Consider the following 26,449-nt stretch of genomic DNA (forward strand, 5'->3'; position numbering starts at 1 on the left):
ACTATGCAAAATACGACAACATTAAATATTCATATTCTAGATTGTAAAGATTCTTTAAAAAGCACAACACAAAACTTTATCGATTACTTTGAAATACTAAGATATATAAATGATAAGGTTATATTTAATATCACTAACCAAATGAACACAAAAATAACAGCAGGAAAAGTAGCGGACTACCTTATCCTTCCCCCTTGCTACAAGCCTCAAAAGGCCACAAAAGAGGAAGCTAGAATAATAAGTGCCCATATATCATCAGAAAAATCAAAAATAGTAGCATGCTGTGGTGGAGCACTAAAACTAGCATCCACAGGAGCACTTGATAGAAGAAAAGCAACAACACATTGGCTATTTGAAAAGAAGTTAAAAACAGAGTATCCAAAAGTTAATGTCGAGGCCCACAGAACAATCATTGAATCAGGAAAGATTATTACGGCAGGCGGAGTTCTTAGTTACCTTGATGTCATTTGCCTAATAATAAAGAAAGAGCTGGGGAAAAAGACGGCCAGAAAGTATAACGAAATTATCCAAGGGCCAGGGATTCGTGAGTATCAAATACCAAAGCAGAAAAGAGATGGTAATCCTGAGTTAAATAATTTGTTTGCAATATACGACAAGCTAAAAGGCGAAGATATTTCCTTAACAAATATTGCACAAGACATGGGTATGTCACCTCGAGGTTTTCAACGCCATCTTAATGAGAAGTACGGAATAACTTTTCGCGACAGCCTAAAAAAATATCGTCTAAAGAAAGTTCAAGAATATATTCTAAAAAATATTCCTATAAAAGAAATCTCTTTCAGACTTGGTTTTATAGATGATATGAGCTTTAGACGTTTCTTTAAGAAGGAAATGAAAATGCCAATTTCTCAATACAGAGACCTTCTCTTATTGAACATATAGATTCTGTTCTACCTAAAACATACTTTTTATAATTGTATAAATATTTTTGTAGAAATTTGCACTGAATAGAAAATCATAGATTGTCTTATCTGTATTATCCATTGAGAAATAGATAATGATTGGTAAGATATAAAATGTAATCGTACTTATAACCCTTATTGTTTCAAACTGAGCCGCTTTATATTTTTGTAAGTATTTTCCCAATACATAATGAAAGCCCAAGTAAATAATAACATAAGGCCACACAAAGTCTGCGAACATAGATAAATAGAAGAAGTTATAAAAACCAATCAAATACAAGATAATTTTCAAAACTTTAATTAGTCGATTACTAATAGACATAAACTTCCTTTTATCAAATAAGAACTGTCACCTTTATTTAGAACTACAGAAGGATTTAACTCTACTGTACTAATCTTCATATCTAGACTTTCGGCAACTTTTTCAGTTATTTGAGATTTACTATAATTACAAACATTCAGAATCTTCAAACTTTTATTTATAATATAAACTGAACCATTGAAATTGGATGTTAACAACATTTCTAATGCTTTGAATTTGAGTCCGGCCTTCACTATTTCAGCTTCACCCTTGAATGATACTCCACTATCGTAAAAATGATAAGAAGATACAATGTTCTTAAACACATTACCATTTTCAACAAACAGTTTTTCATTTAAATCAGAAACAGCTAAACCAAAGATGCCTTCAAAAAGAATCTCTATTGATTTAACTGAAAATAACTTATCAGCACCACTTCCAAAAATGGTTTTTGTTAAATTAACTAATAGCTTAGATGGGATTACATCATCAAAAAAACTTGATAGTTGCCCCTTAAACTGTTTACTAAAAGGAATCGATAATATCACGTCACTCAAACATGAAACGATTCGCGTACCATCTTCAAGAGATGAAGTGTGTATCCCTAAGCGAATGCGGTTGAAATACTCATAACTACATTTAAGCATACCAAGACTTTTTGCAACAACTGGCCCACCTGGAACAGCATGAAGAATAGGATTAGCAATAACAAATATTACATCAATTATCTCTTCAGCTCTTTTTGCATCGTTAATCTGATCGGCCATTTTTAACAGAGAAACAATAATTGAAAGATTTTGATTTTGCTTTAAATCTTCCATTTTAGCATCAGGGTAGACCTTACGAAATTTAGAAATTACTTCTAAAATACGCTCTCTTACGATACCTGTTGAAGTAAGTTCAAAATCTAGTGGAGACTTATCCTCTTCATCTACAGAAATTGGCATTCCTGATTCATCTACAACAAAATCACCATAGCTAGTAAGGATCTTAACTGAAGTAAGTTCACCATCTGTTACCTTTTCAATTGTCACTTTATCCTTTAAAGAACGAATAAATAAATCACGACCTTCAATAGTATAAAGACCCTGAGAGTCCTTCATATTTGTAGCTAGAATATCGAACCACTGACCTAATAATGAAGGAATATTTTCTTTAGAATAAGATTCAAGCGTTTCTAAATTCTCGAAGTTAAGAGATATTGAATTTATTACTAAAGGGGCATATTTATGCTCTTCTTTAACGATCAAAGACTCAACAGTGAGCTCTCTATCGATTCCTAACTCATCTTTTAATTCACTTCGCTCACTAGCATTAACTTCTACCGTCGTTTTTAGAAATTGATTCTTAAAAACTAGTTCCTCAATTGAAATTAGCTCATTTAATACTTGATTATCAGGAGACTTAATCTCTTTTAATTCTTTTGATTTTAAAACTATATCATTACTTATTATTCTGGCACTATCTAATAAAGAAGCTTCTTGTGTCTTAAGGTTTTCAATTTCAAGCGCCATTTTATCAAGATTATTAACTTGATAACGATATGTATGTTGTGAATCATAAACCGAAGAATAACTTGCATATTTCAATGAAAGGGACATAACTTTATCATTGAAATCTTTTGCGAGCTTAGTACCATTATCAGGAAGTAAAATGCTTGGAGCACACCCCAACATCCCACACCTCATAGCATCCTTTAAAGATGCTATTGAGTTTAGTTTCTGCACAGAAGAATAAAGATTATTCCAAGTATTTTCAACACTAGAAATATCCCCAAAACGCTTCTCTATTTCATTCTTTAAGCCTTCGACTTCTATCCTTACATCATCAAACTCTAGGTCTCTCCCATATTCAAGAGCAGCAAGTTCATTTCTAACATTATTTTCTTTTAATTTGATTTCATTATTAATTTTTGTTCTAAACTCTTGTATTTTCTGACTAGAAAATGCTTTAAATTTTGCATATTCATTCTTTGTAAAATTATAATTCTTTAACATATCGTTAAATATTCGGTTTGATCTTCTACGCTTCTCATTTAAATTTTCAATTTGTTTATCTAATTCTTCAATTCGCTTAACCATTGCCCTACGTTTTGTCGTCCACTGGCAAGTATTTGGGTCATGCCCCGGATGATTTTCTCTTCTCTTATAATCTTCTTTACTCCAAACAGCAGAAGCTATGTTCGCATTCGCCTGTCGTATTAGCTTGTCATCTTCATCCAGATTTGATTTAGCATGATCTAGCTTACCTTTTTCATGTCGTACATTAGATTCAAGAGATAATAATTCACCACTATAGTAAAACTTAGTTTCTTCAATAGAAGCTAAAAGTTGCTTCTTAGTTTGAGTAAATTCTTGTCTAACGATATCAATTTCGAGAGAGATTTTATCTTTGCCCTCTTTAAATTGCTTAAGAACACCTTCTAGCTCATTACGATGAGAGCTAAACTCTTTCAATTCAAAATTAACATCATTTACAAAGTTGATGATATTACTGAGTTCCTCTTTTAACTGAGAAACACTAGAATTAATCGTTCGATTAAAACCCTCACTATCAAAACCATCTAAACTGGCCTTAAGCTTTTGATAAGATGCGACTGTTTCAATCTTCTTTAGTTTTATAGCATTTAAAGAATTCTGTGTATTTCTCAAATTCGATTTAAGATCTTCAATTTCTTTTAATGCAAAAGAAAAGTCTTCATCTTCAACTGATTTTAATTTTAGGATATGTGATTTAAAATTAGATACTGATTTTGCAATATATGCATCAACGTTATCATTAACAAATCTGTCAAATAAACGATCGCCGATATAAGAGTCGATACTGTTTAAGTCCTTAGCAACTTGGTCAACAGTTTTAATATCAGCATTTAGATTAGGTGTATTTAATTGTGCTGAATCAACACTAGGTAATTCATTTAAAGTCGCTCCAACCTCTGCAGGATTTGCACGTGGAGTTGTTACGTCTGCTAAGATAACGGCACGGTTTCCGAATTTGTCCACATGTGTGAAATCATACTTTCCTTTCAATTCTTTTAGAATAGAATTTAATAGCTCAGGCTTATACTTTGCAAGTTTAATAACAGCATCAGTACCATCATTATTTTGGATATTGATTAAATCAAGATTGTTCTTTATATAATTTTCGGCATTAGCATTATCAAAATTATCAATTATAAGCATTAATGCTGTATCACCATTTCTATTACGAAGGCTAAGTTTAAGTCCTCTTTTAATCAAAGAATCTACGATTAATGGACGATTTTTGATAATTGCTAGATGTAGGTATGAGTTACCTTCAATATCTTTAATCTTAAGATCTTTTTGTTTCTTAATAATATTTAATAAAATATCATCTGGAGCATCATTTTTAAGCGCAATCTCAAGAAGACTCTCCCCTTTTGGACCACTTATGATATTTGTACGATAATTCGACAATTCTTTATAAGCCTCGAAATTTTTTGTAATAATAAGCTGATAGATAAATCCTGTTTCAAATACATCCAAACCAAGTGATGCAAGATAAGACATTGACCACTTATTAAGAGAATTTGATTTAATCAGAAAATCTAAAACAGAAGTATTATTTATTTTAATATTAATCGTACGGTACTTACTTAGGTACTGCTCAAGTTTTTTTGACTCTCCATTAACAAGAGAACTCTTCAACTCATCTATTTGACTAATTGAAACATCTTGAATTTTTTTATACTCGGCCTTAATAAACTTTTTTATTGATTCATTACTATTCTTTTCTAGATAATAGAAAATATCACGCTGATGCTTATCTTTAACTTTTAGATCAACACCATTTGCCATAAACAGTTCAATTAATTCGAGATCATCAAACTTACTAAGAGCAATCGTTATAGGTGACCTACTAATATAATCTTTTGCATTAACACCTAATTTTCTCGTGATTAAATACTTCGCTACATTTAGTTTTCTTTTATGGAGAGCATAAATTAATGGTGTTTGTCCGGCCCTATCTCTTGAACTACTTGATAGTTCTTCATACTTATGTTTTGCAAGTTTTTCAACACTATCAATATCAATAGCACTTTTAACACTATCAGATATAGCAAGAATATTCAGAGAAAATAAAAATAAAATTAATAATTTACTCATAGAACACCACTTAAGACTTTATTGAGATCCGTGATAGAAGCTATATTATCTTTTAACATTCTTCTTTCACTCTTACTCAAGTGAAAATATTCTTTTTCTAAAGCTGTCTTTACAAGATAGCTAAAATATTCAATATTTTCCTTTTGAGTAACTTGACTCTGATATTCATAGTCATCAAATGTTCTCTCAAACTGGTCATTGAGATTGAATGACTTTGAACTACTTAGTGTTGCACCATTTTCAAGTAATAATCTGATCATCTTCAAGTCTCTTTTATAGACCGCGTAGTCTATTGGAAGCTTTCCTCTAATATCCTTTTCATCGACTCGTGCACCATTTGCGATTAACTTTAATGCTTCACTATAATTTGAACTTCTCACTCTCATCGTCAATAGTGTTTTACCTTGATAAAGAGTATTAATGTCAGCGTTTTTGAAGAGATACTTCTTATCTGAAAAAATCAGCTGTGGACGACATGTCCCTGCGACTTCAATACTCTTTTGATCGAATGATAATTTAAGCGAATCATTACGTGCGCTGATATTGTAGTCCCCATATCTTAATACACGACTAGAAGGTGCAGCTTTTTTATACATACCTTCTGAAATCTCATTTTGAACCTTATCAAAGCTAATATTTAAATCTTTTAAAATTCTAAACTCCTGTCCGAGGTCTAATACATACTTTTTAAAGCCAATATTACTATCACTAAAAACATCACTTACATCATATTTATACTTAGTGAACTGATTTTCAGTTAGAGAATAACTAGTTTGTAACATTCTTGTTTTTGGAAAACGGTATGAAATCAAAATTTCAAGAGACTCAAATGACATCTCTTCTTTAATATAGACACTAATTGTTTTACTGATTCTTTCGGCTTGTTTAAAGAGTTTATATTTGGCATCTTCTACATTTATTAATTTTTCGTTAGCTTCATTAAATCTTAATGTTCCAACACTCGTTACAATTTCTTTAACAGATTCAAATTTATCATTATATTTTATAACAAGATTTAGTTTCATTCCTTCTCTATCATAAGATACAATGACAAACTTATCTTTAGATATCCCAAAAGCAGAAATAAAGTACTGATCCGCTAGATCAAATGAAACAGGAGTAACAGAATTATCTTTAGTATCTAGTACTTGAAAGCTTCCCTTATCTAAAACAAGAATTGCATCAACTACATTTAATTTTGTATAAATGCTATCTTTAGTGAAGTTTATTTCCTTTTCTTCAATACTAATTAAATTCCTATTTCCATTATCTAAAACATACTTCTTTAATGAAAGACCTGTCCCACATTGAGAACCATCATCAAGTACAAAGATATTATTCATACGAACACTCTTAACTTCACAGTCATGACTGTAAGTCATATTTGTATGACTGACCGTTAAGTCTGGAAATAGATCAACCATATCGATAAGATCTTGTGATAAACCTTGATCAACTTCAACTGAGCTCTTAGCATTGATTAACTTATTTTGAATCTTATCGTCTAAGGAATAAACGAACTCTCCATCTGATGAATAATCGATACCATAAAGATAAATATTTCGACAATAATAGCTTGATGTCCCCTGATTCTCTAAAGTATAAACAGATCTGAATAAGTCGCTATTTGCTGGCTTTCCAGTTACAGCAATTGATTTTCCAAAAGAAAGGTTCGAATAGAGAAAAATTAATAAAGGTATCATTCTCATTGCATATCCTTATTGATGATAGAGACATCTCCAACTCGGCCAAAAAAGATATAATCACCACCACCTCTTAAAGATGTTCCTATTCGTCCTGGCTCACCTGGATTACCACCACTTCGTTTCCACAGTCCGCATCTTACAGAGTCACCACCAGAGCCACCTGCACCACCATTTCCAGGATTGCCAGCAAGTCCCGCGTATTGTCTTACATTTAATCCAAATGGTATTTGTCCTGTTGTAATAAGAGGTAAGTCACTTTGCCATGTGATATTTATTGCACCGACACTTCCAGGGAATCCACCTTGTCCACCATTTCCGCCATGTCCACCGTTGGCACCGCGATTTCTATCACACTCTGCATGGCTACCACCTTGACCGTCTGATCCATTTCCACCATGACCTCCACTTTCTCCAACTAAGACGACATCAAGCTGTCCGAATGAGGCAATATTAATATCTAAATTTAACTCTTTAATTCCACTGATTCCGCTTCGACCATTTTTTCCATCTTTTCCATCACGGCCTTTATCTCCATCACCACTTTTAGCACGCTCATGATTTACACGCTCCCCATCTTTCCCTTTCTCTGCCCTTGGAATTAAATCTTCGAAATACTCTTTTAATCCAACTTCTCCCTTATGACGTACAATATTCACATTGCTTCTTACTGACTGAGCAATATAGCCTTTGCCATGAATATGGAGTTCATCAATAGTTATTTTTGCTATTTTGTTAGAGAGATCTCTTGGAAGGAATAAAACAGACTCGTTGTTTAGAGTAAGTTTTTTGATGTAGAGAGAGTAAACAGAGTCACTTTCTTTCTTAAATTTTTTTAGATTCAAATAGACTGTTTGATTAGGTTTTACAAAAAGCTCTTCTGCAAAAACAAAAGAGCTTAATAAACAAAAAAATATAGTTATAGTTTTAAATTTTCCCATACTGGCGTCAAATGCTTTTGCGTTTCCTTTAGTTGGTCTAGTGCCATTTGTATTTCAAGTGGCGTGTCTCTTAAGTCTTGTCCGTAGTCAAATAGATACTCTTTCAATTCCTTTACTTCATCAATGCTGTCATATCCGAATTTAGCTTTAACCAATTCAACATCACCTTCTAGGTGTGGAACAAATTTTTCAAGTAATGCTCCCGTTGCTCGCATATTATCAATTTCATTAATGAAGTTTCTTTCCTTTACTGCAATATCTTGGCTAATATTGATTAGCTTTTGGAAATAGAAGTTTTTCTTATTTTGAAAGACGTTATTTCCAATATCAATGATCATCATATCTTCAATTTCTTTAGCTTCCTTCATTTTTGACTTTTTAAAATCTTTCGCACTCTTTTCAAGATTTTCTAACTTATCAAATTGCTTTTGAAGGTTTTGAGCAAAGATCGATAAAGCACTCTTTACATATTTTGGGTTACCTTCTAAACAGCTATATTCTATAAATGGAGCAAAACCAGAATTATTTGATAGAAATTCATCCATCTGTTTTAGGCTTATATCACAATAATTTTGGGCAAAGCTGTTATTACTAAACAAAGCAAGTAGTATGCCAATTACTATTGTTGTTCTCATTCTAAACTCCTGGAATTACTAGTATTTAACTTTGATATAGTTAAGGTCTTTATCAAAAATGTATATTGATTTATCTTCATGTTTACTTGTTAGACACTCTGGGTGCAGGCCTTTTTTAAAGGCCATTGTATATAAAACGCCATTTTCGATTCTCTTTGAAATCATGCCGGTTTTATAATTCATCTCAACGCACTTGTGGCTTAATCCTGTAATAGGGTTTGATGTAACAAAGGCCCCTTTATCAGTTTCGTTAATTACTTTAAACGAAATTTTATTATAATCCTTGTCTAATTCTTCAATATTAAAATCGATTTTAAAGTTTTCACTAAGAGCATTATCAATATTAATAGACTCAATGATTTCAAATTCTTTTCTAGAAATATTGTCACTTGAAACTTCTCTAACCATCTTCAATTCATTATCAAACCAAAACTCATAGGTTCCATTTTGATCGAGATTTCCGACTCGGCGTGCAGCGAGATACTGAATAGGTGCATCTGAAATATGAGCAACATAGTTTTTAAGGTTTTCACTATCATCCCTTCTCTTCAAGATGATTGTCCCATTTTCTAATGATTTTGAATTCGGTGTACTGTCATAAAAGCTATGACGAAGAATACTTTCAGCTTCAATTACATCGAATACTTCAAGAATAAGTTCTTTGTTAGAGCCTTTTTTTCTAAAGACTGGATTAGTCCCAGAGATATCTAGTTCTTCAATATTAGATAAATCAGAAACACTTAACTGTGCAACAACCTTGGATGTATCACGATTCTTTAAAATTATATTGCCCTCGCTAAATTCACTAACTAGATTTACAGGACTGTAAGATATCGATACATCTTCGTATTTTACTCGCTTCAAAATATCAATATTTTCCAAATTGAATTTGCTTGTATTCGCAACAGAAGAGACTTCTGTAGAGTTACTTTCATGATTTATACGACTATTTGTCTTATCTTTACATGCAATTAAAAGTGAAGGTAAGACTAATGATAAAACGAAAAAATGCTTCATTCTAACTCCTAATAGTTTACTATTGCTTAAAGTTAGCATGAATAAATTTTAGTTTGTGTGTTACATGATTATTTACACAGGGTGAATAATGATTAATCAATATACTTCATTTTCTCAATCCAAGACCTCGTCTTGTTATCATCGAAATTGCGTACAGGCCCTACCAAAACCGTTCTCTTAGTTTTTATCCCTGAAAAGCTAAGAATTAAACTTTTAAGCAGCTTTGGCCCTAAATTCCCTTGAACGTACTTGTAATAAAAAGGTGGCGTATCCATTGTCGTAACAATTGTCGCAGTCTTACCACTCAGAAGTTTTGTTTGAAAGCTCTGCCCTGGCTCAAACTTAAAGGCAAATCCTGGCAAGAAAACACGATCAAAGAAACCCTTTAATTTGGAAGGTAGACTCCCCCACCATGTTGGGTAGAAGATAGCGATATGACTGGCCTCTTGTATTGATGCCTGTGCAGAAATAAGCACATCTTCAAGAGGAACTATTTCTTTATATCCTTTGTCTAAAATAGGATTGAATTCAATTTCAGATAGATCAATTAAGCTCACACGATTTCCCTTGGCCTCCTGTGCCTCAAGATAAGACTTAGCAAGAGAATATGTGAGAGATGTTGAATCAGAATGACCTTGGATAACTAATATATTTTTCATATGCTCCTCAGATGTTAACACTTGTTTACATAATATAAGTTAACACTTGTTTACTTTCAAGACAAAAGAAGGCAAAATGAAGAAATGAGAAAAAAATCGGATACTTATCATCATGGCGCACTTAAAGAATCAATCCTATTGAATGCAAGTCAAATCATTGCAGAGAATGGAAGTGTCGATTTCTCAATCAGAGATATTAGCAATGCTTGTAAAGTATCTCCTGCTGCAATTTATAAGCACTTTAAATCAAGAAATGAGATTGCAGTGAAACTTGCTCTTCAAGGAGTAAGTCTTCTTAAAGAAGAGTTTGATCTTATTTCAAACTCAAAGTCCCCTGGCCTTTTGAAATACTGTAAAGCTTATATTAATTTTGCAAAAGAAAACGAGGGACACTTTAGGGCCATTTATTTTAAGAAAATTTGTTCAATGGATGAGTTTCAAGAAGTTGAAAGCATTACAGATCAACTCTATGCATACCTTTTAGAATCAATCGATACAAAGACATCGCTTAAGAAAGATGATTATAAAATAAAGAAAATACTCGCCTGTATCCACGGTGTTTCGTTTCTTATCATAGATAATTGTGCAGAATTTTCTGAAAAGGAAATTGATAAAATCCTAAAAGATGTCATCTAAGCCGATAGCTATATTATATTTCAGATTTAAGTTGATCTAAGAAGGCATGAAAGAAAGTAAGCCTTCTCATTCCTTCTTCTTTTCCTGCTTGCGTGTTAAGACGATCATTTAGTTTTAATAACTTTTTTTCAAAATGATCTAGAGAATAGCTCTTATCATCTAATGAGCGATCTTGTGCCCAAGGATCCTCGAGATGATAATACTTAGACTTCATCTTAGTTCCACAACTGGCCCATCTCATCACTCCGATTGCACCCATTGCATCGAGCTTGTCCGCATCTTGCAAGATTTCAGATTCTATAGAGCTGGCCTTTAAGTTGGCACTATAAGAATGCTCTAAGATAACTTGTGCAATATGCTCTACTTCATTATCAGTATAATTATATTCACTAAGTAAGGACTTAGCCTTTTGTGCAGCAAGAGCGCTGGCCTTACTACGATGTTCACTATTTTTAGGAATATTAATAATATCGTGTAAATAGGCCGAAGTATTTAAGACTCTTAAATTGACTTCCTGGCCATGAGAAAGTTTTTCACATAAATTTGCAACTCTAATAACATGAGACCAGTCGTGACTCGGATCATCGTGGTCATAGTATGACCTAATCTTATCTAGCAATTCTTTTTTAAACATCTAAGACTCTCCCATCAAATACTATCGAGAAACGGAAAATCACTTCCCTCTTTGATACAATCGATAAGATAAAGAGCAAGTCCCATCTCTCCTGTAAAAAGAGTAGCACGGCCATTTCTTTGAGTTAGTGCATGCATGGCAAATGAACGAGCGCGATCAAGCCATTTCTTATCACCAGTTCTTTTATAGAGTTGTAAGAAAGCATAACCATTTCCATCTGTTCCATGACAAAGAGAAACCCCTTTATTAAGTGGCCCAGCTTGCCAGATAACCTCAGCTGATTTTAAAAGTCTGTCATCAACAAATTCATCGCGAGGATAATTTACAAGTGAAGTCACTACCCCAGGAGCTCCATGACACCATTGTGTTAACTGCTTTATTTTCGGCATTGGTGGATAGACAACTTCATAATTCATCATCTCACCTTCTTCCTTGCTAACAGCTTTCATAACTTTTTTAACGTGAGCAAGGAGATAATCCCTATCACCTTGAGAGAGAAGATTAATCTCTTTTAAGATTCCAAAAATATTTCCAAAGTAGCCGTGACCTGCTCCAATATAGCGAACCTTCTTGCCATACATATCTTGTTCCCAAACAAGCTCACCTTTGGCCTCTTCTTCTTTCAGTTTTTTAATTAAAAAATCGACATTTTTTAGGAAGAGTTTCGCCCAACGCTCTTCTTTTGTTTCTCGATAAAGAAAAGAAGCTGCAAGCATAGTTCCAGGAGCACCCCATAGGGCCTCAATGGTTGCATTTTCGATATTAGACTCAACTAACTCAAATATTTTATCTTGAGTTACTTTTGCAGGAGAAAACTGGTTTTGAACGAGAAGAATCCCGACTTCTCCAAGAAAAAGAGAAGGAACTACATTTTTAGTATCTGGGCGACGAAGATAGTCCTCATGAATTTGATTTAATAATTCTACTTTATTGAAAGGGAGCTCACGATTAAGAAATTTTGAAACTTTATTCAACGCCCAAACAGTACCTGCAGCGCCATAATAAATCGTCTTATTACTTTCGATTTGCGCATCTTCATTCTTGTCTGCAATCCAATACTTTTTAGCATCAAAATTTCTCAGAGTGTCATTAAAGATTAACTCAATAACTTCGTTTACTTTCTCTAAATTCCATCCAGCATCGATCAAAGTTTCGTGCTTTGTTGGTTCAAACAACATAATTATCCCTATCACTGTATTATTAGGATAATTTTAACATTGTGTTCAAAAAAAATCCTCTGCCAAAGGCCGACATCTGATATTTTATATCGTAGAATCTCACTAAATATTGAATCAATTACGGAGTTCCATATGGACACAAATATAAAAGAAAGACTAACGCAAATCGTAAATAATATGCCGACAGACTGGCTGCGCTTAACGACACACAGACTTGATATCTATAATGAGTCACTTGCCAAAGTTGAATTTCTTCAAAAATTAGAAGCTGGAGTTGAGCTAGAAGAACTTCCAACTGCATATGATTATATTCGTCTTGGTCATCCACTTTCATGTGTTCTTGAGTGGGCCATTGCAAAAGAAGCGGGACTTAATGCTGAAAGTGTTATTTCATTTTCATCTGAAACAATGCCAATCCTCGCCGTTCTTCGCGCAAATAAGTTTCTAGCAAAGCGCACTCTAATCGTTAGTGAAAGGCCATTATCAGAATTATTTCAATCAGTTTATCAGTACGACTTTATTCAATCACAACAAATGGATAAGGATTTTGATGGAACTACAATTGTAATCGATGGAAGTGAAAAAGCTGATATCAATGTTGCTCGTTATCCAAAGCTAGGAAGTATCATAACTGTAAATAGTAATGATGAAGCATATATTAAAGAGATTCAACACGTAAGACGTCGTGAATCGATTGCCATGACTCCGCAAAACTGTCTTACAGTTATTAAGGCAATGCTTGGAGAAAGTCCAAGTGAGATGAATACTGTTGATACAACAGAGCTAACAAAAACAATTCAGGATATCACAAACTCTAAGACACAAGTTGCATTTAGTAACTGCGGTCTATCCGCACAATATGCAATCATGATGGGACAAGTGCACTTTGCTAATGTAAACCATCCTGGAAAAGATATTAAGTTCATTGTACCGCCGAATTGTTACGGTGGAACAAATGACCAAGCAAGACGTGTAGCTGCTTGTATTGATAACGTCGAAATTATTGACCTTCCAGTTGATAGTGGAAAAGATATGGTAACAGAACTTGAGCGTATTCTAACAGACGTTGCTCATGCGGATGGTGTTCCATATATTATTGGTGAGATTCCAACTAACCCACGTGTTGAAATCCCAGACTTAATTAAACTGCGTGAAACTCTTAAGAAGCCAAGATTTACTGATGATGGAGCAACTGCAGTTGGTGCAGTTTTCAATCTCGATCAAACTTTTTGCCCAAATGTAAAATTCTTTGGGGATCACGGCTACCTAAATGACGTGAAAGTTATTTCATATGTAAGTGGATCAAAATTTCCAAGTGGTGGCCTTTGTACTGCAGGCTATGCAGTTGCAAGTGATAGTGCTGCTGAGTATATGAGCTATATTGAAAATCATCTGAAACTTTGTGATAACGTAGCAACTAATCTACAACTTCAAATTTTAACTCGTGAAATGCCAGGTATGAATGAAAGGATCGCTAAGGCCTATGCAAATACACGTGGGCTTGTTGACTATATTCAGAAACATCTTCCAAAGGCAAAGATCAATTTTGTTTCGCATGAACTTGCAGATGCAACTTTTACTCCTTCTGTTTTCTCACTAGACCTTCCAGCGACTAGTGAAGAGCATAAACGTGAACTTAACCACAAACTTATCCGAATGATGATTGAAGCAATCCCTGAAGAAAGTAAGCATTGTGTAAGCTACGGCCAATTAAAAGGCTGTTACTGGACAGTTCCTGCAACCTCAACTCAAGGGACGACAAAAGAGAGCGACAAAGACTATATCGTTCGCGTCTCTGTTGCTGCTGACTTTGATCTAAAAAAACACCAGGAAGTCTTTAAGAGATTTGTAAAAGAAGCTTACTAATAGTACGCGCCTAGCGCGTACTTCTCCTATAAGGCATCCTTCAATAACTTTTGAAAATTTGCACACTCAAAATGATCTTTTTCCTTACAATTATTCAAGTGTTCTAGGCTATTCTTCATTTTCTTTAGTTTTTCAATCTGCTCATCAATTTCATTAATCTTCTTTGTAAAAAGTGATCGTCTAACTTTAAACTTTCCGTTAGCTGTAAGCATTGAGGAAATCTCCTCTAGACTTAGGCCACAAGATTGTGCCAATGAAATAAATGAGAGATTATGAATAACACCCTTTGGAAACACTCGCTTTAGGCCATGCCTACCTATCGACTTTATTAGACCAATCTTCTCGTAATAACGAATCTTAGATGAAGCAAGAGATGTAACTTTTGATAATTCACTTATATCCATATTAATCCTTGATAACACTAATTGACTTGAAGTTAACTTTAACTTGTAGAGTGAATATAACAAAGGAATATTTTATGAAAATTATAATACTAGGAATTCTCGCTACTTTATTTATGGATTTATGGGCATATATGATGAAAATTACCTTTAATATTAAAGGACTTGATTACAAGCTCGTTGGCCGTTGGGCATATTATATAACCCAAGGTACTTTTTTCCACCAAACAATTATTCAAACAAAGCCTGCTCCAAATGAATCACTCATTGGCTGGAGTATTCACTATTTAATCGGAATATTTTTTGCAATTGTCTTAATTATAATTTTCGGAAGTGATTGGCTTCTTGCCCCTCAATTAATTCCTGCTCTTATCGTTGGTTTAATTACATTACTGGCACCTTTTTATATCATGCAACCAGCATTTGGATTTGGTGTCGCAGCATCTCTAACCCCGGCTCCTTTTCAGACACGAGTAAAGAGCATTATGGCACATACCTCATATGGAGTAGGTTTATACTTAGCAGGACTTACTTTATCTCTTTAAAAATTTAGGAAGCTTAAAAGCAAGAGCAGACACACTTTCAGGATATTTTCAACAGAACGAATTTCGCACCTATCCTAGTTTAATTATTACTTAGAATAGGTGCGAATGTATTAAAATTCTCTTTCACAACCAACTTCTCGAGCACCAGAGAAACTAACTTTGTTACTAGTAACCTCTTCAGAGCCTTCAATTACGTATTGTGTTTCCAGTACAAATCGAGAGTAATTTGCACGTTCTTCAAAGCGAACTTCAAACATTAAATTTTTTAGATTAACGACTTCAACCTTATCTGTTTCATGAGGTTGGCCAAATAGTGGATTAGTACGTGTCACAGTAATATTCTCAATATTTCGACAACTGATTAGAAGCCTATCTTCACTGAAACGACATTTAGACTTATCTAGACTAAAGCTTGTAAGAGCTCGAGCTTCCCAGTGATTAAAAAGCTTAAAGACTGTTGCACCTGTTAGACTAATATTTAGACTATTTTCAGTTTCAAGAACTGACATCTTATTATAAGCGAAACTCGAGTCGCGACAATCAAGGTCACTATGAATAACGCCTGCTTGAGTAGTTGCTGCAATTAATAGACCTAATAATAACTTCTTCATCTCTCTCTCCTTGGTTAGGTTCTAGAGAGAATCTATAATTCATATTAAAATAAATAAAATGATTATTATTAATCACTGCAATAAGATTATTTTATACCTAGAGATTATGATTTCAATGAAGTATAAGAGATAATTAAAAAAAGTAGCACTAAGTTTTTAAAACTTAATGCTACCTACTACTCTTTTTCCCCACTTATCATAACCATCCATGTTCTTCTCTTCATCTTGTAAGCATCAAAAAATACTCCCCCTAAATGAAGTAGAGACAGGAAAATAAGAATATTAGAAAATACTTCGTGAATATCCTCTAATAAGTCATTTCCAAAGAATCGATCAAGTCCCATTAGAAATCCCGTCGTGGCCAATCCTATGATTGCTGTCCACATCAGCCAATAAACATACTTGGCCTTTGGATTATAATGAGTGATTGGATTCTTCTTATGAATTAATAATCTTAGCAAGACGAATGAGACCGCAATGTAGCCGAGATAACGGTGAGCTTGCTTACCTTCTTCAAGAATAAAAGCATTGAGGATGACCGCAATGGCCACCCCCCAATGTAAGACTCTAAAAATAAGTGGGAGTCTTATCTCACCCATTAATGCATCTCTTTCTTAACGATCGATCCATCAACTGGACTAAAATAAATTTCAACTTTATTTTGCTCTTTATCCCATCCGTAAATCTCGTAGCAATTTCCTTCAGTTACTTTAAATTTATTAATTTTGTAACCTTCGGCAACTAACTTTGCTTGAAAATCTTCTTCATTTTGCCATTTACTCTTATCTTCAGTTGTACACTGAGTTTTCTTTGACGAGCATGAAACAAGAGTTAAACCAACTGTTGCTAATAGTAATAATTTTTTCATCTAATACTCCTTTCTAGATTGATATTAATGAAAACATAACTATATAAACCAATAATATATCGGCATATAGAAGACGTTTTCGGATTAAATTGAATTTAAATTTTTGAATTTTATCCTCACTACATGAATTGCAGTGAGTCCTATAGATGGGTACGAGACAACACAGCAATTACAATTAATTACTAGTGCTAGTCTCGTCAACAAGATAATTTCTTGCAGTTACACCGGGGTTTCCCCATTATGTCGACGTAACTTTTGCCTTTTTGGGTGGCAACTGACTACTCCCTAACTATAAAAATTTTAAAGTGATAATTTTATACAGTCAAGGTTCATAAATGAATTCTGGAAAAAAAATTAAGATATTTTAATCTAATGATAAATCACATTAGCTTCTTGTATAATAAAGATGCTTATAACAAAATAATTGAATTAGAGTAAATACGTATCTCTTCACTTGCTCTCATAATAAAGAATTTTTTGAAATTATTTCTCTCGAATTGAACCTCAAAATAATCAAACACTCCATCATATAGCTTAAATATACTTATAACTTTACCTACTCCAAATTCGTGAGAATATACTTCAGTTTTATTTTCAATATGTTTTTCAAAATCTATAATCATAAGTTTCTCCTAGTAAAATTGTAAAGGCGCCAAAAAATGACGCCCGATTTATTCAGAAACTAGTAGCGATCGTGCGATTTTTTCTTTGTAGTTTTGGCCATGTTCACAATTAACGATCTTCCCATAAAGTTTTTATCGTTAAGGTTACTGATCGCCTTTTCAGCATCACTTGCTGTTTCCATTTCAACAAATCCAAACCCTCTTGCTCTGCCTGACTCTTGGTCTCTAATAACATTTACTGCTACAACGTTTCCAACATCAGCAAAAAGCTTTTCAAGATCAGAATTTTCGATATCGTATGATAAATTTCCTACATAAATATTAGATTTCATTTTTACCTCCAAGGTAAATCGCTCTTAACAAGATAGGATCCATGCTAAGAGTATAAAGAGACTACTGTCCCTGCTACACAAGATTGTGTAAGTACATTTTCTTAATAAAATTATTTAAACTGTTGCTAATAGAGAAAATAACCTAGGATCATTTTTGTATTAATCCTATAGTCAAAAAGATATTTATTATTCAGTGATTGCCAGCTACATGGCCATAAAGAACATCTCGACTTTATAAGTATAGCCTATCAATGCGTTATTAGCAAATAGAGTAATCTTTGTGTAAATACACAGGCTTAAATGATAATTATTAGAAAATAATAAAATAACTCAAGTAATAAAAATTAATTTACATACTTTTAATAGAATGATAGTTAACCAAAAATAATTTTAACAATAATTCATAGGTATTTTTAATGAAACAACTAGCTATCATTTTCTCGTTACTATTCTCTTTAAACTCATTTTCATCTGTTAGTTATAATCAATTCTACGAACTATACGATCAGTTAGACTATTATACACCAACAGGCTTTAGAAATAATGACGATAACTACAGCAATACAGTGAATGATATTGATGTATGTGTAATTCAACTTAAAAGCTCACAAGAGTTATATTACTGGACTTCAAAACAAGAAGTAACGATCTACCTAGGAAATGGCGGATATAGAACTGAAGTACAAGACAGTGGCTATGGTTACTACGGACTAGCAATTTATTTCGATTCAAATGAAGTTACGTACACAAAATACGAAGATGGTGATGTCGATACAAAGAAACGTTCTCACTACATCCTATGGTACAGAAGCTCATCAAGTGCAAAGACAGCGAAGAGAACGCTGAGAGAGCTAGAAAACCTTTGCAAATAAAATAATAAATTCTAATCATATTGGGGAAGTCTAAGTACTGATACCAAGGCTTCCCTAAATTTCTTTGATAACTTTATTTTCTATTGTCGTACAACTCTTTTCATCTCTTCTCCTCCAAAACATCTCATATATAAGTGATAAGATGCACCGTTGTGAACTTTTGGCGAGAAGTGAAGTTGGTAGCGAATCGTTACACTACGCTTTGTATGATCTGTTGTTAGGCCAACAAAATTTCTGTCATTAACAAGATAACTATAATTATCAATCCCTGTATCTCTTGCGTATAGCTTATCAAAATCAACATATGACCCGAAGTAATCGACATCATCCAAAGGAGCACTATATTCGTCGTCAACAAGTGATTTGATAAGAGAAACTAATAGCTGCTTGCCTTCACTCTCTGAGTAAGGTTTTTTAAAGTTACTTAAAGGAAGTCCTGCAAAGAATGTATATAGACTTGGAGCAGTTTGATAGACAAAACGTTGATATAAATATTTATAATCAGCAAGAGGAAGCTCCACATTCTCAGGAGTAAAGCCTCTGTCTAAGTGAAGAACTTCAACAGGCCCTAGTCTAGTTTTAGTGTATACGAAATTATTACGAAAAGAGAGTTTCTTATCCTTAAAAAGAGTCTCGTAAGTAAAGATATCTTGGTAAGAAGCAGTGAATTCACATCCACCTTTATATCTCTTGTAGTCCATTGCATAAGTATTAAGACCAAGAGCTAGCAATAAAATAGAAAGTGATAATTTTCTCATAATAATTCCTAAATAAATAATGTCTTGAAAGTTTTGTCTTTATAGCAGATCTAATATTAAAGACATCCAAATTGTAAAATCTTTAGGATAATGCACTTTTCAAAGCGTGTCATTATTACCACCTAGCTTGTTCCAAGTAATTAAAAATACTATAAATCGGCTTGAATTCAATTTAGAAGCGACAAGGAATATCAATGAAGAAAATTTCAATTCTTCTTACTCTTTTCACATTAAATACCGCTCTTGCAAATGACCCACTAGAAAAAGATCAGTGGCATCTGAAATATAACGCTAAAAATAAGGGTGCAAATATTGAAAAGGCCTGGAAAATTCTCGAGTCAAATTATCAACCCGTTATTGCAATTATCGATGCTGGATTTGATATTGATCATGAAGATTTAAAAGACAGTATTCTTATTAATAAAGAGGAAATTCCAAACAATGGGATTGATGACGATAATAACGGCTATACAGACGATTATTATGGTTATAATGCGAATAAGAAAAATGGTGATCTTTCAGGAGATTATGACTTTCAAACAAAACACGGCACTGCTGTAGCAGGCGTCATTGCAGCAAAGCATGACAATGACCTCGGTATCAAGGGCGTTGCAAAAGGTATAAAGATCATTCCTATCGTTAAACCAGAGCCTATGGCAAAGAGAAAGGATAAGCTTCCACACCTTATAGAGGCAATGAGATACGCAATGGAGAGAGGAGCAGATATTATAAGCTTTTCTGCGAGGCTTAAAGTAACGTCACCGGCATTTAAGAAAGTACTCAGAGAACTAAATGACAAAGGGATTCTCGTCATTGCCTCTTCTGGAAATGTTGGAGTTGAAAACTCGACGAATCGATACCCAGGTGCTTATGCAGAGGAATTTTCAAATATTATTGTCGTGGGCTCAAATGATAAGAATGGTAATAGAGTAAAGTCTTCTAATTATGGAGATCAATCAGTTCACCTCTTTGCACCTGGTGATAAAATTCTAACAACACACCTATCAAATACCTATGGTCCATCGAGTGGTACAAGCTTTTCAACACCACTAGTTGCAGCAGTTGCGGCCATGGTTTTGGCAACACATGGGCCGCAGTCGAGATGGACAATGCGAGAGAGACTAATTAAGACAAGTCGTCCACTAAAGAGCCTTGAAGGCCTGAGTGTATCTGGTGGAATTGTAGATGCCTATGAGGCACTTAAATAACAAATTATGAAGTTTCATTTTTCTTAGTATAAGCATAGGCCATTGCATGTGTTGCAATCGGTGTCGTAATCAATAAGAATATAAAAAGAAAGAAGTTAGTTATTACGATATTAAGATTAGCAAATATCATTGCTGTTCCTAACAAGATTAAACCTGCTCCAAATGCACTGGCCTTACTTGCGGCCTGAAGCTTCATATAAAAGTCCGGCATTTTCATAAATCCCACGACAGCAAGGAAAACAAAGATAGATCCTAAAAAGATTAACACTTCACCGATAAGATTTATCATTAATTCTCCTTACTCATATCAGATAAATAAACTGCAAATACAAATGCTGTTACAAAGCCAACGACAGCAAATAACAAGGCAATATTATAAAAAAAGAGATCTCCGTATAATGTATAAAGAATTAGAAAAAGGCTAACACCAGAGATTCCAATTAAGTCAAAAGCAAGGACCTTAACAAGGACTTCCTTTTCTCTTTTTGCTTCTAGAATGAGAAGAAAGAAGGTCAAGACAACAAGGCCAATAGAGATCATTAGCAGAACACTCATTTAACTCCTCCATTTGAAGCTCCCCTTAGAATTCTTAAAACACGACTCTCAATAACTTCTTTGAATTCCTTAATGGCCTCCTCTTCATTTTCTAAAAACATCATGTGAATAAAGAGATGTTTTTTATCTGCATCTAAATCAATAACCATGGTCCCAGGAGAGAAAGTAATGAGATTTGATAACAAAGCAATTTCAAAATCACTCTGTACTTCTAGTGGAAATTTTATAATTCCTGGAGTTGATAAGTTCTGAGGTGTCACTACATCTTGAGCTACTCTAAAAGCACCTAGAGTAAGATCCCATAAATAGAGAATAATAAATTCTAAGAAATACCATAATCTCATAGGAGAACCTCGTTAATAAATTAGTCCGATCTTACCGACTTCCAGGGCAAGCTCATAAATTAGTAGTGGGTTAAAACTAATAATTAAAGTAAAAATACAAAGCAAGATACAGGAGATATATGATCGAATAATAGAGACCTTTGGAAAAGACACAATAAACTCATGATACTCACCCCAAAACACTCCACTCCAAATTTTCACCATACTATATAAAGTAAAGAAGCTTCCTATAATCATGGGAATAATGATCCAAATAAGACGGCTCTCAGTTGCTATTTTAAAGAGACCAAGTTTCGCCCAAAATCCAGAAAATGGTGGTATTCCAATCAGGCTAGCAGCAGGAATCATAAAGAGAATAGCAATAACAGGAGATGTTTTTAGTAGTCCACCTAACCTAGAGATCTTCTCTGTATATGCAAAGTTTCTGATCAGGCCAGAAACGAAGAATAGATTTGTTTTAACTAAAATGTGATGAAAGATATAAAAAAGAGAACAAGAGAAACCAAGCTTCTTTATTGCCAAATCAGGGTGAAGACAAAAACTTACACCTACTCCAATAAAACCAACCTGACTAATAATATGATAACTTAAGATCTCTCTTAATTTGTTTTGAACAACTGCAAACCATACACCGACAAGAAGAGTAAGAATCGCTAAAATTAGAATTGTCCAAAACAGTTGAAGATCAGAAGGAAAAACCTGACCGAAGACTCTAATCATTGCATAGAGGCCAAGTTTTGTCAGAAGTCCCGCCAAGACTCCGCTAAGTCCAGCTGAAAGTTTTGGATAACTTTCTGGTAGCCAGAAAAATAATGGAAAAAATGCTGACTTAATTGCGAAAGCACCAAAGAGACAGATCGCAAGAGAGCGAACAAGGCCTGGGTCACTAGCGTATAATTGTGCCAATCTTTCGCTTAAAACCTTAAAGTCTAATGTATTTGTAAACTTATAAATGAGTGCAATTGAAATCAAGAAGATAAGTCCACTAATGAAATTTAGGAGTATATACTTAAGACCGCTTTTAAGTCTTTTACGAGATGAATCAAGGACAACAAGTACATAACTACTCATTAGCGTAATTTCAAACCACACAAATAAATTAAAAAGATCGCGAGTAAGAAAGGCTCCAGTCAATCCCAGAAAGAGTGTATTGTACAAGAAATGATAAATGCTTTTTTTCTCAACAGTAACACCAGGATAAGCGTAAAGCACACCAGTGAAGTATATTGCGCCGACAACGAAAATCATAACTCCTGAAAAAATATCATAACTTAAAGATATTCCAACTCCACTTTCCCAGCTTCCTACTATAAATGTTGATGTTTGTTTAAATGAAAAAAGGAATAATCCAGAAATTATAAAATATAGAAGTGCAAATAAATTTGAAAAGAATAAGATCAACTTGTCTGACTCCTTAAACAAGAGAGAAAAGGCAGCTGAAACAAGAGGTAGTATAAGAAAGACGATAAAAAAGTTCTGATGTATCACTACGCCTTCCCCTTTTCTCTTGAATCATTGATTTTCTTTATAACTGAGATGACAAAGCAAAGTGTTGCAAAAGAAATAACAATCGCAGTTAAGATGAGTGCTTGAGTTAATGGGTCAGCAATACTGGCCTCAAACTTCGCTCCGACTTTAGCAAATGGATAACCATGGGAGACGACTTTTCCAATTGAGAAGATAATTAGATTAGCACCATTACCTAAAGTAATAATCGCAAAGATACTATTGACCCAAGTATTCTTTAATAAAAAAAGAAAACCGATAATTAAAAATATACAACCAACTAAGAACGTCATCTAGTTACCATTTTCCTTTGAAAAGCTAATAAACTTCACATAGGCCATCGTTGTACTCAAAGAAACAATAATATAAACGAGAGTATCAAAAACAAGAACAGAACTAATTTTTCCAGCTATGGGGAAAGGAATACTTGACCACATTGAACTAAGTGGTGCCTTTCCTAAAAAAACAGGAAATGAGAAGATAAAAACAAGAGCTAAAATGCTCAATCCTATAATATAAGTGTAATTATCGTAAATCCATTTTCTTAGTCTTGAGTCATGGTGGGATATAAAGTGCAGAATCATGGCCAAAGATAAAAGTAAGCCTCCTATGAATCCTCCACCTGACAAATCATGTCCTCTTAAAAGTAACAAGACAGATAAAATGACCAGAAGTGGACAAACAAGCTTAAAGCTACCTCGAATTAGTGCTTCATTCACGCTCACCTCTTTTAGAAAAAATAGCTAATACACCAACAATAGCGATAGCAACAACAAGAACTTCACCAAAAGTATCCATTGCCCGATAGTCCACGAGAATCACATTGACAACATTTTCTCCTTTTGCCAAAAGTTTTGAGTTTTCAAAAAAATAGCGACTAGCACTCATATCAAAATCCAATTTCTTTGTTAGAGAAAAAATCATAATTGAGAGGCCATAAAGAAAAGCAATGATAAAGTTTATAGGCTTAATATTGATTCTTAGATCACGTCCATCTATTGGAACGGCCTTTATAAGGAAGAAAACAAAGAATAAAGAAAGTGTCTCAACCATAAGTTGAGTCATGCTAACATCTGCAGCACTATGATAACCAAAGAAGAGCACTAGGAAGAAACCAGAAAGTACAAAGTATAGAATAGCCTTAAGATTTGACTTACTTATATATGCAAATACTAATCCAGTTAGAATTCCTGACAAACTTAAGAATTTTGAAAGAGTAAATTCTATTTTTGGAAGGACAAAATTTGTTATACCAAATTGAGAAAGAATAGTAAGTAAGGTTAAAAAGCTTAATGTTATGCGTATATAGTGTGCAAAACTTCCATTTTGCATCAACAAATTCATTTTTTTAAAATAGTCCAAAATCAAATAAAGTATTTTTTCTAAGTGAGGCCACAGACTAAACTCTGAATACTTCTTTGAAAATTCATCAAGCTTAATAAAGTATTTATCGAGAAAGAAACTTCCTCCAACACTACCTAGAATAGTCAAAACACTCAGAAGAAGAACAAGATTATATGGATATTGAATACCGTGCCATAACTTAATATGAACACTTTGCTCTCTTAAACCAATTTCTCCTAATGTTTTTTCAGCAATAAGGCCGACACCAGTTAAATTAGGTACTAGTGCAATAACTAGGGCCAAGACTGAATAAATGAAGGGAGATATAAGGAGTCCCTTATAATTTATCACATAACTCTTTCTTGTAGGCCACGATACCCGAAGAAGATTCACCGCTTGAATTCCCATAAATAGATTACCGATAAAAAAAGTAGGAATGAGAATCCAAAGTAAGTATGTCTTGATACTTGTTAAATAGATATACTCCTTTGCATAAAAGCCAATACTTAAGGGAAATCCAATCATACTCATGGTACTAAGAAGTGCAATAATGAAAGCTAATATTCCAACTCGATCACCATTTAAGAGCTCTTTTCGTTCCATCGTTTTTAAGGCCTTTGCAAAATAGCCAACATATTGAAAGAGACTTGCTTTATAAAACGCGTGAGCAATAACTAATAAGACGAAACTTATAATTGAATATTCGTTAGCAATTCCTAAAAGGATGGCCAACATACCAAGAATACAAATAGTAGAATATGCTAGCATTGTCTTAAAATTACTTTGAAGTAAGCACTGAAAACCACCAAGAAGAACTGTAATGGCACCAACACTAATAAAGAGCATCTGCCAAAGTGAGTCTTGTGCGTATAATGGAAATACCTTTAATCCTAAGATCAGGCCCGCCTTTACCATTGTTGCAGAATGAAGAAAGCTGCTCACTGGAGTGGGCCCCGCCATGGCCAAAGGAAGCCAAAAAGAGAATGGAAAAAGAGCTGATTTAGAACAAATACCTATAAAGAGTGCGATTAAAGAGACTCTGAAATAAATATGATTTTCAAAGTTCTTCAATTCCATCAACTTAGTTAAATTAAATGAGTCATAAAATGACAGGCCAAAATCAGCACCTATTTGAGAAATAAGCAATATTCCAAAAAGAAGAAAAAGCCCTCCTCCAACGGTTGTATAGAGTGCCCATTTTGCTTTTTCTCTAACTTGCGAATCTTCATTTTTTAGGCCGATAAGAAAAAAGGATGTAACACTAGTCATCTCCCAAAACAGATAGAGAAATAAGAGATTTGAAGAGTATATTATCCCAAACATCGATATTGAAAAAAGAATTAGAGAAAGATAGTAGATTAGCTTATCTTTAGAACTAAAGCTCTTCATATAGATGAGACTATAAATAAAGACACCTATACCTATGATGGCGACAAGAGCACCAAATAGATTATTCACACTTGAAAACGAAAATATACCTTCCACTAGTATCTTCAAAACAATCCTTCGTATAAATTACGAGTTTAATTTTCAGTGAGTGTGTGTTTGAAATATGAGGTCATACAAAATCTAGTATGACCTCAAAAAATGAATCTTTCTTTTTCTAAGCACTTTTCTTAGCCGATAATTGACTTTTCTTTTTCATGGCAACCAAGTGATCAGTTGTAACCTTTGCGCTACGATTCTTTGAATCACTCAATTTACTTGCATTAGTATAATATTCTCTTTTTGAAGATTTTATTTTGATAAACTTCTCAATCGTAATATACACTCCAATCAATGCGAGGCATGAAATTAGGAAAATGATTTCATTGACATTCATGCAATGCTCCTTCGTTAACACTTCCTATAACTATACCGGA

Annotated in this window: 29 protein-coding genes; 6 read left to right on the forward strand and 23 right to left on the reverse strand. The window is 33.7% G+C overall.

Going from position 1 to position 26,449, the window contains the following annotated elements; all coding sequences use genetic code 11:
* The first annotated feature begins 3 nt into the window (after window positions 1-3).
* Window positions 4-903, forward strand: a complete 900-nt coding sequence (locus tag ACMAYS_RS10955) for a helix-turn-helix domain-containing protein (protein ID WP_412463280.1) — start codon at window positions 4-6, stop codon at window positions 901-903.
* A 320-nt stretch (window positions 904-1,223) separates the two neighbouring features.
* On the opposite strand, the gene ACMAYS_RS10960 is transcribed toward ACMAYS_RS10955, so the two are convergent.
* The 6 genes from ACMAYS_RS10960 to ACMAYS_RS10985 all read right to left on the reverse strand — a co-directional run bounded on the left by ACMAYS_RS10960 (window position 1,224) and on the right by ACMAYS_RS10985 (window position 10,306).
* Window positions 1,224-5,351 (reverse strand): hypothetical protein, encoded by a 4,128-nt coding sequence (locus tag ACMAYS_RS10960; RefSeq protein WP_412463281.1) that lies wholly within the window; start codon window positions 5,349-5,351, stop codon window positions 1,224-1,226.
* Window positions 5,348-7,060, reverse strand: a complete 1,713-nt coding sequence (locus ACMAYS_RS10965) for an ankyrin repeat domain-containing protein (RefSeq protein ID WP_412463282.1) — start codon at window positions 7,058-7,060, stop codon at window positions 5,348-5,350. The genes ACMAYS_RS10960 and ACMAYS_RS10965 overlap by 4 nt, the downstream gene beginning before the upstream one ends.
* Entirely contained in the window at window positions 7,057-7,899 is an 843-nt protein-coding gene (locus tag ACMAYS_RS10970) for a hypothetical protein (RefSeq protein WP_392992880.1), read from the reverse strand. The genes ACMAYS_RS10965 and ACMAYS_RS10970 overlap by 4 nt, the downstream gene beginning before the upstream one ends.
* Before the next feature lie 74 nt (window positions 7,900-7,973).
* Window positions 7,974-8,630 carry a hypothetical protein gene (locus ACMAYS_RS10975; protein WP_103218307.1) on the reverse strand — a complete coding sequence of 219 codons (657 nt, stop codon included), beginning with the start codon at window positions 8,628-8,630 and terminating at the stop codon, window positions 7,974-7,976.
* Between the two features lie 18 nt (window positions 8,631-8,648).
* Window positions 8,649-9,647, reverse strand: coding sequence for a hypothetical protein (locus tag ACMAYS_RS10980; RefSeq protein ID WP_412463283.1), 999 nt, complete (start codon window positions 9,645-9,647; stop codon window positions 8,649-8,651).
* A gap of 92 nt (window positions 9,648-9,739) precedes the next feature.
* Window positions 9,740-10,306 carry an NAD(P)H-dependent oxidoreductase gene (locus ACMAYS_RS10985; RefSeq protein ID WP_412463284.1) on the reverse strand — a complete coding sequence of 189 codons (567 nt, stop codon included), beginning with the start codon at window positions 10,304-10,306 and terminating at the stop codon, window positions 9,740-9,742.
* 84 nt (window positions 10,307-10,390) lie between these two features.
* On the opposite strand from ACMAYS_RS10985, the gene ACMAYS_RS10990 reads away from it, so the two are divergent.
* The gene (locus ACMAYS_RS10990) at window positions 10,391-10,942 is read left to right on the forward strand and encodes a TetR/AcrR family transcriptional regulator (RefSeq protein WP_412463285.1); all 552 of its coding nucleotides are present in this window, start codon (window positions 10,391-10,393) and stop codon (window positions 10,940-10,942) included.
* Window positions 10,943-10,955: 13 nt separating this feature from the next.
* Here the strand turns inward: ACMAYS_RS10990 and ACMAYS_RS10995 are convergent, their stop codons facing one another.
* The gene (locus tag ACMAYS_RS10995; RefSeq protein WP_412463286.1) at window positions 10,956-11,576 is read right to left on the reverse strand and encodes an HD domain-containing protein; all 621 of its coding nucleotides are present in this window, start codon (window positions 11,574-11,576) and stop codon (window positions 10,956-10,958) included.
* Window positions 11,577-11,590: 14 nt separating this feature from the next.
* Window positions 11,591-12,754: a lanthionine synthetase C family protein gene (locus ACMAYS_RS11000; RefSeq protein WP_412463287.1), complete on the reverse strand. Its 1,164-nt coding sequence runs from the start codon at window positions 12,752-12,754 to the stop codon at window positions 11,591-11,593.
* Between the two features lie 132 nt (window positions 12,755-12,886).
* On the opposite strand from ACMAYS_RS11000, the gene ACMAYS_RS11005 reads away from it, so the two are divergent.
* Window positions 12,887-14,620 (forward strand): cystathionine beta-synthase, encoded by a 1,734-nt coding sequence (locus ACMAYS_RS11005; protein WP_412463288.1) that lies wholly within the window; start codon window positions 12,887-12,889, stop codon window positions 14,618-14,620.
* A 26-nt stretch (window positions 14,621-14,646) separates the two neighbouring features.
* Here the strand turns inward: ACMAYS_RS11005 and ACMAYS_RS11010 are convergent, their stop codons facing one another.
* On the reverse strand, window positions 14,647-15,024 hold the full coding sequence (locus ACMAYS_RS11010) for a MerR family DNA-binding protein (RefSeq protein WP_392992900.1): 378 nt from the start codon (window positions 15,022-15,024) through the stop codon (window positions 14,647-14,649).
* A 74-nt stretch (window positions 15,025-15,098) separates the two neighbouring features.
* Between ACMAYS_RS11010 and ACMAYS_RS11015 the strand changes: the two genes are divergently transcribed.
* Entirely contained in the window at window positions 15,099-15,566 is a 468-nt protein-coding gene (locus ACMAYS_RS11015; RefSeq protein WP_392992903.1) for a DUF2938 domain-containing protein, read from the forward strand.
* 110 nt (window positions 15,567-15,676) lie between these two features.
* On the opposite strand, the gene ACMAYS_RS11020 is transcribed toward ACMAYS_RS11015, so the two are convergent.
* From ACMAYS_RS11020 to ACMAYS_RS11040, 5 genes are all read right to left on the reverse strand, one after another.
* Entirely contained in the window at window positions 15,677-16,177 is a 501-nt protein-coding gene (locus ACMAYS_RS11020; protein ID WP_412463289.1) for a hypothetical protein, read from the reverse strand.
* Window positions 16,178-16,353: 176 nt separating this feature from the next.
* Window positions 16,354-16,776: a cytochrome b/b6 domain-containing protein gene (locus ACMAYS_RS11025; RefSeq protein WP_103218317.1), complete on the reverse strand. Its 423-nt coding sequence runs from the start codon at window positions 16,774-16,776 to the stop codon at window positions 16,354-16,356.
* The gene (locus tag ACMAYS_RS11030) at window positions 16,776-17,045 is read right to left on the reverse strand and encodes a PepSY domain-containing protein (RefSeq protein ID WP_412463290.1); all 270 of its coding nucleotides are present in this window, start codon (window positions 17,043-17,045) and stop codon (window positions 16,776-16,778) included. Before ACMAYS_RS11030 ends, ACMAYS_RS11025 begins: the two co-directional genes overlap by 1 nt.
* A 410-nt stretch (window positions 17,046-17,455) precedes the next feature.
* Window positions 17,456-17,668 (reverse strand): hypothetical protein, encoded by a 213-nt coding sequence (locus ACMAYS_RS11035; protein ID WP_103218319.1) that lies wholly within the window; start codon window positions 17,666-17,668, stop codon window positions 17,456-17,458.
* Window positions 17,669-17,727: 59 nt separating this feature from the next.
* Window positions 17,728-18,000 carry an RNA recognition motif domain-containing protein gene (locus tag ACMAYS_RS11040; RefSeq protein WP_103218320.1) on the reverse strand — a complete coding sequence of 91 codons (273 nt, stop codon included), beginning with the start codon at window positions 17,998-18,000 and terminating at the stop codon, window positions 17,728-17,730.
* A 416-nt stretch (window positions 18,001-18,416) separates the two neighbouring features.
* On the opposite strand from ACMAYS_RS11040, the gene ACMAYS_RS11045 reads away from it, so the two are divergent.
* Window positions 18,417-18,872 carry a hypothetical protein gene (locus tag ACMAYS_RS11045; protein WP_103218321.1) on the forward strand — a complete coding sequence of 152 codons (456 nt, stop codon included), beginning with the start codon at window positions 18,417-18,419 and terminating at the stop codon, window positions 18,870-18,872.
* An 80-nt stretch (window positions 18,873-18,952) separates the two neighbouring features.
* Here the strand turns inward: ACMAYS_RS11045 and ACMAYS_RS11050 are convergent, their stop codons facing one another.
* A complete protein-coding gene (locus tag ACMAYS_RS11050) occupies window positions 18,953-19,630 on the reverse strand; it encodes a hypothetical protein (RefSeq protein ID WP_412463291.1) in 678 nt (225 codons plus the stop codon).
* Window positions 19,631-19,824: 194 nt separating this feature from the next.
* Between ACMAYS_RS11050 and ACMAYS_RS11055 the strand changes: the two genes are divergently transcribed.
* Entirely contained in the window at window positions 19,825-20,838 is a 1,014-nt protein-coding gene (locus ACMAYS_RS11055) for a S8 family serine peptidase (RefSeq protein ID WP_412463292.1), read from the forward strand.
* 4 nt (window positions 20,839-20,842) lie between these two features.
* Here ACMAYS_RS11055 and mnhG read toward each other — a convergent pair whose 3' ends face one another.
* From mnhG to ACMAYS_RS11095, 8 genes are all read right to left on the reverse strand, one after another.
* Entirely contained in the window at window positions 20,843-21,127 is a 285-nt protein-coding gene (gene mnhG, locus ACMAYS_RS11060; protein ID WP_103218324.1) for a monovalent cation/H(+) antiporter subunit G, read from the reverse strand.
* Entirely contained in the window at window positions 21,127-21,393 is a 267-nt protein-coding gene (locus ACMAYS_RS11065) for a monovalent cation/H+ antiporter complex subunit F (protein WP_103218325.1), read from the reverse strand. Before ACMAYS_RS11065 ends, mnhG begins: the two co-directional genes overlap by 1 nt.
* The gene (locus ACMAYS_RS11070) at window positions 21,390-21,737 is read right to left on the reverse strand and encodes a Na+/H+ antiporter subunit E (protein ID WP_412463293.1); all 348 of its coding nucleotides are present in this window, start codon (window positions 21,735-21,737) and stop codon (window positions 21,390-21,392) included. Before ACMAYS_RS11070 ends, ACMAYS_RS11065 begins: the two co-directional genes overlap by 4 nt.
* A 12-nt stretch (window positions 21,738-21,749) precedes the next feature.
* Window positions 21,750-22,985, reverse strand: a complete 1,236-nt coding sequence (locus ACMAYS_RS11075; protein WP_412463471.1) for a complex I subunit 5 family protein — start codon at window positions 22,983-22,985, stop codon at window positions 21,750-21,752.
* 239 nt (window positions 22,986-23,224) lie between these two features.
* Complete coding sequence (locus tag ACMAYS_RS11080; RefSeq protein WP_392992927.1) at window positions 23,225-23,536, reverse strand: NADH-quinone oxidoreductase subunit K; 312 nt, start codon at window positions 23,534-23,536, stop codon at window positions 23,225-23,227.
* Window positions 23,537-23,962, reverse strand: coding sequence for an MnhB domain-containing protein (locus ACMAYS_RS11085; protein WP_412463294.1), 426 nt, complete (start codon window positions 23,960-23,962; stop codon window positions 23,537-23,539).
* On the reverse strand, window positions 23,955-26,084 hold the full coding sequence (mbhE, locus tag ACMAYS_RS11090) for a hydrogen gas-evolving membrane-bound hydrogenase subunit E (RefSeq protein WP_412463295.1): 2,130 nt from the start codon (window positions 26,082-26,084) through the stop codon (window positions 23,955-23,957). Before mbhE ends, ACMAYS_RS11085 begins: the two co-directional genes overlap by 8 nt.
* A gap of 106 nt (window positions 26,085-26,190) precedes the next feature.
* Window positions 26,191-26,409 carry a hypothetical protein gene (locus tag ACMAYS_RS11095; RefSeq protein ID WP_392992936.1) on the reverse strand — a complete coding sequence of 73 codons (219 nt, stop codon included), beginning with the start codon at window positions 26,407-26,409 and terminating at the stop codon, window positions 26,191-26,193.
* Window positions 26,410-26,449 lie beyond the last annotated feature (40 nt).

Source organism: Halobacteriovorax sp. RT-2-6 (assembly GCF_047085025.1).
In the GTDB taxonomy this organism is placed as follows: Bacteria; Bdellovibrionota; Bacteriovoracia; order Bacteriovoracales; family Bacteriovoracaceae; genus Halobacteriovorax_A.

Coding starts and splice junctions, on each gene's coding strand:
- ACMAYS_RS11055 (WP_412463292.1), top strand. CDS start 19,825: ATGAAGAAAATTTCAATTCTTCTTACTCTTTTCACATTAAATACCGCT.
- ACMAYS_RS11095 (WP_392992936.1), bottom strand. CDS start 26,409: ATGAATGTCAATGAAATCATTTTCCTAATTTCATGCCTCGCATTGATT.
- ACMAYS_RS11000 (WP_412463287.1), bottom strand. CDS start 12,754: ATGTTGTTTGAACCAACAAAGCACGAAACTTTGATCGATGCTGGATGG.
- ACMAYS_RS11080 (WP_392992927.1), bottom strand. CDS start 23,536: ATGACGTTCTTAGTTGGTTGTATATTTTTAATTATCGGTTTTCTTTTT.
- ACMAYS_RS11010 (WP_392992900.1), bottom strand. CDS start 15,024: ATGGATATAAGTGAATTATCAAAAGTTACATCTCTTGCTTCATCTAAG.
- ACMAYS_RS11020 (WP_412463289.1), bottom strand. CDS start 16,177: ATGAAGAAGTTATTATTAGGTCTATTAATTGCAGCAACTACTCAAGCA.
- ACMAYS_RS10965 (WP_412463282.1), bottom strand. CDS start 7,060: ATGAGAATGATACCTTTATTAATTTTTCTCTATTCGAACCTTTCTTTT.
- ACMAYS_RS11025 (WP_103218317.1), bottom strand. CDS start 16,776: ATGGGTGAGATAAGACTCCCACTTATTTTTAGAGTCTTACATTGGGGG.
- ACMAYS_RS11030 (WP_412463290.1), bottom strand. CDS start 17,045: ATGAAAAAATTATTACTATTAGCAACAGTTGGTTTAACTCTTGTTTCA.
- ACMAYS_RS10990 (WP_412463285.1), top strand. CDS start 10,391: ATGAGAAAAAAATCGGATACTTATCATCATGGCGCACTTAAAGAATCA.
- ACMAYS_RS11015 (WP_392992903.1), top strand. CDS start 15,099: ATGAAAATTATAATACTAGGAATTCTCGCTACTTTATTTATGGATTTA.
- ACMAYS_RS11035 (WP_103218319.1), bottom strand. CDS start 17,668: ATGATTATAGATTTTGAAAAACATATTGAAAATAAAACTGAAGTATAT.
- ACMAYS_RS11050 (WP_412463291.1), bottom strand. CDS start 19,630: ATGAGAAAATTATCACTTTCTATTTTATTGCTAGCTCTTGGTCTTAAT.
- ACMAYS_RS11040 (WP_103218320.1), bottom strand. CDS start 18,000: ATGAAATCTAATATTTATGTAGGAAATTTATCATACGATATCGAAAAT.
- ACMAYS_RS10955 (WP_412463280.1), top strand. CDS start 4: ATGCAAAATACGACAACATTAAATATTCATATTCTAGATTGTAAAGAT.
- ACMAYS_RS11065 (WP_103218325.1), bottom strand. CDS start 21,393: ATGAGTGTTCTGCTAATGATCTCTATTGGCCTTGTTGTCTTGACCTTC.
- ACMAYS_RS11075 (WP_412463471.1), bottom strand. CDS start 22,985: ATGATTTTCGTTGTCGGCGCAATATACTTCACTGGTGTGCTTTACGCT.
- ACMAYS_RS10980 (WP_412463283.1), bottom strand. CDS start 9,647: ATGAAGCATTTTTTCGTTTTATCATTAGTCTTACCTTCACTTTTAATT.
- ACMAYS_RS11005 (WP_412463288.1), top strand. CDS start 12,887: ATGGACACAAATATAAAAGAAAGACTAACGCAAATCGTAAATAATATG.
- ACMAYS_RS10975 (WP_103218307.1), bottom strand. CDS start 8,630: ATGAGAACAACAATAGTAATTGGCATACTACTTGCTTTGTTTAGTAAT.
- ACMAYS_RS11070 (WP_412463293.1), bottom strand. CDS start 21,737: ATGAGATTATGGTATTTCTTAGAATTTATTATTCTCTATTTATGGGAT.
- mnhG (WP_103218324.1), bottom strand. CDS start 21,127: ATGATAAATCTTATCGGTGAAGTGTTAATCTTTTTAGGATCTATCTTT.
- ACMAYS_RS11045 (WP_103218321.1), top strand. CDS start 18,417: ATGAAACAACTAGCTATCATTTTCTCGTTACTATTCTCTTTAAACTCA.
- ACMAYS_RS10985 (WP_412463284.1), bottom strand. CDS start 10,306: ATGAAAAATATATTAGTTATCCAAGGTCATTCTGATTCAACATCTCTC.
- ACMAYS_RS10995 (WP_412463286.1), bottom strand. CDS start 11,576: ATGTTTAAAAAAGAATTGCTAGATAAGATTAGGTCATACTATGACCAC.
- ACMAYS_RS10960 (WP_412463281.1), bottom strand. CDS start 5,351: ATGAGTAAATTATTAATTTTATTTTTATTTTCTCTGAATATTCTTGCT.